Annotated in this window: 6 protein-coding genes; 5 read left to right on the forward strand and 1 reads right to left on the reverse strand. The window is 68.0% G+C overall.

Features of this window, described 5'->3' with window-relative positions; genetic code table 11:
- Window positions 1-283 precede the first annotated feature (283 nt).
- Window positions 284-997, reverse strand: coding sequence for a neutral zinc metallopeptidase (locus OK17_RS22540; RefSeq protein WP_461418819.1), 714 nt, complete (start codon window positions 995-997; stop codon window positions 284-286).
- Here OK17_RS22540 and OK17_RS22545 point away from each other — a divergent pair.
- The 5 genes from OK17_RS22545 (at window position 975) to OK17_RS22565 (ending at window position 6,396) form a co-directional block, all read left to right on the forward strand.
- Window positions 975-1,313: a hypothetical protein gene (locus tag OK17_RS22545; protein ID WP_461418820.1), complete on the forward strand. Its 339-nt coding sequence runs from the start codon at window positions 975-977 to the stop codon at window positions 1,311-1,313. The two genes, OK17_RS22540 and OK17_RS22545, sit on opposite strands and share 23 nt — an antisense overlap.
- Before the next feature lie 191 nt (window positions 1,314-1,504).
- The gene (locus tag OK17_RS22550; RefSeq protein ID WP_461418821.1) at window positions 1,505-2,401 is read left to right on the forward strand and encodes a sulfurtransferase; all 897 of its coding nucleotides are present in this window, start codon (window positions 1,505-1,507) and stop codon (window positions 2,399-2,401) included.
- A 13-nt stretch (window positions 2,402-2,414) separates the two neighbouring features.
- Window positions 2,415-2,864 carry a SufE family protein gene (locus OK17_RS22555; RefSeq protein WP_461418822.1) on the forward strand — a complete coding sequence of 150 codons (450 nt, stop codon included), beginning with the start codon at window positions 2,415-2,417 and terminating at the stop codon, window positions 2,862-2,864.
- Window positions 2,861-4,396, forward strand: a complete 1,536-nt coding sequence (locus OK17_RS22560; RefSeq protein ID WP_461418823.1) for a condensation domain-containing protein — start codon at window positions 2,861-2,863, stop codon at window positions 4,394-4,396. The genes OK17_RS22555 and OK17_RS22560 overlap by 4 nt, the downstream gene beginning before the upstream one ends.
- A 209-nt stretch (window positions 4,397-4,605) precedes the next feature.
- A complete protein-coding gene (locus tag OK17_RS22565; RefSeq protein ID WP_461418824.1) occupies window positions 4,606-6,396 on the forward strand; it encodes an acetyl/propionyl/methylcrotonyl-CoA carboxylase subunit alpha in 1,791 nt (596 codons plus the stop codon).
- The last annotated feature ends 383 nt before the right edge of the window (window positions 6,397-6,779 follow it).

Consider the following 6,779-nt stretch of genomic DNA (forward strand, 5'->3'; position numbering starts at 1 on the left):
GAGGTGCGAGCGCAGCGAGCCTCGAAGGGTCAGCGCACCTCGAACCACTCGACCAGTACGGCCCGGTGAACTGACGAAAAATTCGTCCCCGTGAGCACCATCCGAGGGCATATTGCCCTCGAAAGCCGCTCAGGGGGACGAGATTTTCGCGCCGCCGTGCCGCATTCTCCCGGGTCCCGCTGCGCGGCGATTGATGTCGCGCGCGACATCAATCTGGGGGAACGACTTCGGCCGAAGTCGAACGGCCGGACTGATGTCGCGTGCGACGTCATTCCACCCGCGCTCACGTCACCTCGAAGAACTCCGGCCAGTACCGCTGCAGGCAGTCCACCGGCTGGCCTTGGCGATTGAACTGCGGCCCGGTGAGTCCGATGGTGAGCGCTCGCGCACGCTCGACCGCCGAGCCGTGCCCCATCGCCCCGCCGGTGTCACCGATGATCGGGAGCAGCGTCGCGACCTGCAGGATCTCCTTGGGCCCCAACCCGTCACGCTGGTAGGCGGTGGCCGCCCAGTTCGCGGCCAGGCAGTCGGCGACCAACTCGCCGTTCTTGCCTTGCGGCAGGCGCCGTTCCGGGATGTCGAAGGCCTCGGCCATCCGGAAGACGACGTTGTGCCCGTACTCGTGGGCGACGACGATGGCGGCGGTGAAGTCGCCGACGATCGGCGACGGCACCCCGAAGACGTTCCCGTCCCAGATGGCGGCGAAGGTGTCGACCGGTAGCACGATGCTGCCCTCGGTCTCCTGCCCGTCGCCGTTGCGTTCCTCGTCGACGCCGCAGAAGAAGGCGTTCGCCTCGTCGGACGCTATCCGGTTCGAGGCCCCGTCCTCGTCGATGCATTCGGTGGCGAACCAGATGCCCGACTCGATCAGGACACGTCCCGGTGCGGGGTCACCCCAGCCGAGTTCGTCGAACCAACCACCCCAGGTCTGGTCGAGGTCGTCGAGCAGCGTGGTGAGGTACTTCGGTACCGCGGTGTCGACGTTGGAGGAGTTCACCCCGCTCGTCATGAGCTCCGCCGAGGGTGTCGCCAGTTCCGGGCAGTCGTCCGGACTGCATCGGGTGGGGTCGGCGTGGCTCGGCGTCGACGACGGGATCCGCGACCGCGACGGCGAACTCGGGGTCGGCGACCCCGGCTCCGAGGACGAGGTCGACGACGGCGCCCCGCTCGACGAGTCGTCGGCGGAGATGAGCGAACATCCGCTCGTCGCGGCGAGCACCGCCACCGCCAGCGGGACGCCCCACCGCATGAGTCGCGAGACACTCCGGCGCTCCACCCGAGCCCCACGTCGATCGATCATTGGGCGAACTTAGCAGGCAACCACCCCACTGACCTGCGGTTTGTCATCCGACCGAAGCACGGCCCGGCCGGGCATCGCAGACCGCACCCGATCTGCCACCGGGCGGCCCCGCGGGGCGATGCCCTACCCTTTATCTCCGGGACCGGTCACGGTCCGCGCGATGAATGTCGAGACGCCCGAACGCACCAAGCTGGAGAACAGACCGTGAGTGTTGAAACCGACCCGAATCCGGCCTTCGCCGAGTACGCCCACCCTGAGCGGTTGGTGACCACTCAGTGGCTGTCGGCTCACCTGGGCGCGAAGGGCCTCAAGATCATCGAATCCGATGAGGACGTGTTGCTCTACGACATCGGCCACATCCCCACCGCGCAGAAGATCGACTGGCACCTGCACCTCAACGATCCGGTCACCCGCGATTACATCAACGGTGAGCAGTTCGCAGAACTGATGCGCAGCAAGGGAATCGAGCGCGACGACACCATCGTCATCTACGGCGACAAGTCCAACTGGTGGGCGGCCTACGCACTCTGGGTGTTCACGTTGTTCGGTCATGAGGACGTGCGCCTGCTCGACGGCGGTCGCGACGCGTGGATGGCCGAGGACCGCGACACCTCCTTCGACGTCCCCGAGTACCCGCGGTCGGACTACCCCGTCGTCGAGCGCGACGACACCAAGATCCGCGCCTTCGCCCCGCAGGTCCTCGAGGTGCTCGGCACCGAGCCGCTCGTCGACGTCCGCTCGCCGCAGGAGTACACCGGCGAACGCACCCACATGCCCGACTACCCCGAAGAGGGTGCGCTGCGCGGCGGTCACATCCCGACCGCGGTGTCGATCCCGTGGGCCAAGGCCGCCGCACCGGACGGCCGGTTCCGTTCGCGCACCGAGCTCGACGAGATCTACGGCGACCTCGACAAGGACACCCCGACCATCGCCTACTGCCGCATCGGCGAGCGGTCCAGCCACACCTGGTTCGTGCTCACCCACCTGTTGGGGTACAGCAAGGTTCGCAACTACGACGGATCGTGGACCGAGTGGGGCAACGCGGTGCGCGTGCCCATCGCGGTCGGCGACGAGCCGGGTGCCGCACCCGGCTCCAAGTGAGCCCTGATCGACGATGAGTTTGCCCGCAGCCCTGGCCGAGATCGTCGACGACTTTGCCGCGCTTGGTGATTCGGACAAGATCACCTTGCTGCTGGAGTTCGCCGACGAACTCCCCGACCTCCCTGAGCATCTGCAGCAGGATGCGATGGAACCGGTACCGGAGTGCCAGTCACCGGTGTTCCTGTCCGTCGACGCCGGCGATCCGGGATCGGTACGCCTGTACTTCACCGCGCCGCGCGAGGCACCGACCACGCGTGGCTTCGCGGCGATCCTGCACCAGGGGCTCGACACCGCCTCGGCACAGGAGATCCTCGACGTCCCGTCGGACTTCTACTACGACCTCGGCCTCGGCAGCGTGGTCAGCATGCTCCGTCTCCGGGGCATGGCGGGCATGCTCGGCCGGATCAAGGCGCAGGTTCGCAACCAGACCTCCGGTTCCGGGTCTTACACACCCGGGGCATGAAGTTCATCCAGATCCGCGATGAGCCCATCGCCCCGGGAGGGCTCGTCGAGTGGACTCCCTATGTCCCCGGCGGACTGGGAGTGTGGGACCACGACTCCCGTCTGACCTCGCACAACCACGAGCAGCATCTGCGTGCCGCCTTCGACTACCGCGTGCGAACCCAGCGCGAGGGCGGCCGCGAGGCGTGGCTTGGTCTGTCCATCGAGTTCGACGAGCCGTTGTCGATCCCGGCGATCCGCTCGGTGCTGACCCAGTGGATCGACCGCCACGAGGTGCTGCGCAGCCATGTGGTGATCAAGGGCACCGGCTTGCAGCGGCTCACCACCGACCCGGGCACCGTGAAACTCAAGATGGGCCGGATCGGCTGGTTCCGCGAGTCCGGGCCGCTCGTCGAACAACTCGGCGGTTCCTTCGACCGTGCCACCGCACCGCTGCACTGGCCCGCCTACCTGTTCGCGACGGTGGGCCGGGCCGATTCGTTCACACTGCTGTTCGCCGCCGACCACTCCCTCGTCGACGGGTACTCGCTGATCATGGCCCAACAGGAGCTGGTCTCGCTGTATCGCGCGGCTCGGGAACACCGCAGCGCCAACCTGCCCGAGGTCGGCAGCTACGTCGACTTCAGCGCCGAGGAACGACGCCTCGCGGACCAGACCGGCGGCGACCATCCGGCGGTGGCCCTGTGGTCGGAGTTCCTGCGTACGGGCGCCGGCGACATGCCGGCTCTGCTGCGATCGCACGCCGGTGAGGCGAGGACCGCCGATCAGGAGTACGCCGAGGAGACGACGGTCCCGCAGGAGTCGCTGTGGGGTGTCATCGCCGACGACGCCACGGCCAACCGTTTCACCGCGATCTGCTCGGAGGCCGGCGGGACGCTCACCGCGGGCATCCTCGCGGCGTTCGCGATGGTCCATCACGAGATGACCGGCGACGCGGACTTCCGCTGCGTGTTGCCCCGCCACACCCGCAACGACACCCAGTGGCTGACGTCCCTGGGCTGGTTCGTGGGCGTCGCACCGTTCTGGGTCGACATGTCCGACTCCCCGACCTTCGACAAAGCGGTCGCCCGTTCCACCGCTGTCCTCAAGCGCGGCCGTCACGGCGCCGCGCTGCCCTTCCTGAGGGTCGCCGAACTGATCGGCCATCAGGGTGAGCCGCGCTTCGTCATCTCGTTCATCGACACCCGCTATGCGCCGGGCTCCGGAGCCGCCGACGCCGGGCGCGCGAAGGTGATCCGCAGCCACAGCTACTCGCCGCACGAGGTCTACATCTGGATCAACCGCACACCGTCCGGTTTGCGCTATTCAGCCCGTTTTCCGCGCGAATCCCCCCTTCGCGAATACGGCGTCGATGAGGCGTCGGCCGACATCACCGCCGTCGGGGCCCCGATGCCTGATGCGTCACCTTTTCCGCTCGATGCGGAGGCGAGTGCCATCGACCCGACCATCGGTCCTGTACACGCCTACCTGCACAATTTCGCCGAACTCGTCCGTCGGCTCGGTGATGCGAGCACGTTCTCCGCGGCGTTGTGACCCACGGCTCCACCGAACGTTTGCTCGGTGGGCTAGGGTATTGGCCGGAAGGTCGCGATGCTGGACTCCCGGCGTCGTCCATCGCCCGAGCCGTCCGCATCCCGGTCGACGAGGGTGTACCCCCCGTCTTGACCGTTTGTCCGACAACCGTGTCGCGCGCTAGCCCCGCGCTGCGAACACCTGAGTACGAGTAAGGCCCAGGAGAACAAGTGCCCAGTACCTCTTCCGCAATCAGCAAGGTCCTCATCGCCAACCGTGGCGAGATCGCTGTCCGCGTGATCCGCGCAGCCCGGGATGCGGGCCTCGCGAGCGTCGCCGTGTACGCCGAGCCCGACGCGGACGCACTGTTCGTCAAGCTCGCCGACGAGGCGTTCGCACTGGGCGGCCAGACCTCGGCCGAGTCGTACCTCGTGTTCGACAAGATCCTCGACGCCGCCGCCAAGTCCGGTGCCGACGCGATCCACCCCGGCTACGGCTTCCTGTCCGAGAACGCCGATTTCGCCCAGGCCGTCATCGACGCCGGGCTGATCTGGATCGGACCGTCGCCGCAGTCGATCCGCGACCTCGGTGACAAGGTCACCGCCCGCCACATCGCCCTCAAGGCCGACGCCCCGATGGCACCCGGCACCAAGGACCCGGTCAAGGACGCCGACGAGGTCGTCGCCTTCGCCAAGGAGCACGGCGTGCCCGTCGCCATCAAGGCCGCCTTCGGTGGCGGTGGCCGCGGCATGAAGGTCGCCTACACCATCGAGGAGATCCCCGAGCTGTTCGAGTCGGCGACCCGTGAGGCCGTCGCCGCCTTCGGTCGCGGCGAGTGCTTCGTGGAGCGTTACCTGGACAAGGCCCGCCACGTCGAGGCCCAGGTCATCGCCGACCAGCACGGCAACGTCATCGTCGCCGGCACCCGCGATTGCTCGCTGCAGCGTCGTTTCCAGAAGCTCGTCGAGGAGGCCCCGGCGCCGTTCCTGACCGAGGAGCAGCGCACCAAGATCCACGAGTCGGCCAAGGCCATCTGCCGCGAGGCCGGCTACTACGGCGCGGGCACCGTCGAGTTCCTGGTCGGCAACGACGGCCTGGTCTCGTTCCTCGAGGTCAACACCCGCCTGCAGGTCGAGCACCCGGTCACCGAGGAGACCGCGGGCATCGACCTCGTGCGTCAGCAGTTCCGCATCGCCAACGGCGAGAAGCTCGAGTTCACCGAGGACCCGACCCCGCGCGGCCACGCCTTCGAGTTCCGCATCAACGGTGAGGACGCCGGCCGCAACTTCCTGCCGGCCCCCGGCCCCATCTCGGTCTACAAGGAGCCGACCGGCCCCGGCGTGCGCGTCGACTCCGGCGTGGTCGAGGGCGACGTCATCGGCGGCCAGTTCGATTCGATGCTGGCCAAGCTGATCGTCACCGGTGAGAACCGCGAGCAGGCGCTCGAGCGTTCGCGTCGCGCGCTCGCCGAGTTCCAGGTCGAGGGTCTGGCCACGGTCATCCCGTTCCACCGCCACATCGTCTCCAACCCTGCCTTCATCGGCGACGGCGAGAAGTTCGACGTCTACACCAAGTGGATCGAGACCGATTGGGAGAACCCGATCGAGCCGTACACCGGTGGACAGCCGATCGAGGAGGACGACGCCGCACCGCGCCAGAAGGTCGTGGTCGAGGTCGGCGGACGCCGCGTCGAGGTTTCGCTGCCGGGCGATCTCGCCCTCGGTGGCGGCGGCGGTTCGACCAACGGTGTCATCCGCAAGAAGCCGAAGGCCCGCTCGCGCAAGAAGGGCGGCGGCGCAGCCGTTTCCGGTGACGCCGTGGCCGCACCGATGCAGGGCACCGTCGTCAAGGTCGCCGTGGAAGAGGGCCAGGAGGTCGCCGCCGGCGATCTGGTCGTCGTCCTCGAGGCCATGAAGATGGAGAACCCGGTCACCGCCCACAAGGACGGCGTCGTCACCGGCCTGTCCGTCGAGGCCGGTGCCGCGGTCACCCAGGGCACCGTGCTCCTCGAGCTGAAGTAACCCCTCGCTGCCTGAGGTGCGAGGAACTCCCCCTCGCCGCCTGAGATGCGAGGAACTCCCCCTCGCTGCCTGAGGTGCGAAGGATCCCCCTCGCTGCCTGATCCGAAAGAACGCGACGCGCCCAGCTCTGCTGCCTGAGGTGCGAGGAGCGCAAGCGACGAGCCACGAAGGCCTGGTGAGGCACCGTCGACCTGATTACCGGTCGACTTCAACCCGACCGGCAGACTTCGATCGACGTCTGCCGGTCGAGTTGAGGTTCGGCAGTCGGGATCCGGGCGCTCCCCAGGGAGCGGACCCTTTCGACCCTCACGACGGCCGGCCGGCCGCAGGTATGTCAGGTGCGAGCGCAGCCTCCCCCTCGCTCCCTGAGGTGCGAGCGCAGC

It is taken from the genome of Gordonia sp. GN26 (genome assembly GCF_054823965.1).

What these genes read in the sequence shown, in the direction of transcription:
- OK17_RS22555 (WP_461418822.1), top strand. Translation starts at nt 2,415, where the DNA reads ATGAGTTTGCCCGCAGCCCTGGCCGAGATCGTCGACGACTTTGCCGCG.
- OK17_RS22560 (WP_461418823.1), top strand. Translation starts at nt 2,861, where the DNA reads ATGAAGTTCATCCAGATCCGCGATGAGCCCATCGCCCCGGGAGGGCTC.